We start from the raw sequence: 571 nt of genomic DNA on the forward strand, positions 1-571 counted from the left end.
AACCTGGCGGCCGCGTAGTCGATCAGCTCCTTGGCGTGATCCTTGCCGTCCTGCATCTCATCCTTAAACCAGTTCGCCACTCACTTCCCCCTGTTGCTCCACGAAAAACTCCCCAAAACGGGGCTACATGTTCCGCCGGTACTCCCCACCCACGTCATACAGCGCATGGCTGATCTGCCCAAGGCTGTGGGTCTTGACCGCTTCGACCAGCGCCTCGAAGACGTTCCCCCGCCTGCGCGCCGTGTCCTGAAGATACGCCAGGCCGTGGCCGTCGTGCACCTCGGCCGCGCCCGCCTCGCCCTCTTCCGCCACCACGTGGCCGTGGCCGGTTTCCCCTTCCGGCGCCAGGCGATTACGTGAGGCCTGCCAGCCGCGGACGTTCTCGATCTGCTGGGCCTTCTCGGCTTCCGTCGAGCGGATCAGCTCGATCTCGGTAGCCACCTCGCCGGCGTGTTCCTTGGGCAGGAAGGTGTTGACGCCGACCAGCGGCAACGAGCCGTCGTGCTTCTTGTGCTCGTAGTACAGCGACTCTTCCTGAATCTTGCCCTGGTTGAGGAAGACGACCCGATCG

The 571-nt window shown here is 64.1% G+C and carries 1 protein-coding gene; it reads right to left on the reverse strand.

From position 1 onward, the window contains the following. Window positions 1–123 precede the first annotated feature (123 nt). A partial coding sequence (locus J7643_20025; protein MBO9542879.1) for a methylmalonyl-CoA mutase occupies window positions 124–571 on the reverse strand: 448 nt, incomplete at its 5' end.

Source organism: bacterium (assembly GCA_017744355.1).
Lineage (GTDB): Bacteria > Cyanobacteriota > Sericytochromatia > S15B-MN24 > UBA4093 > JAGIBK01.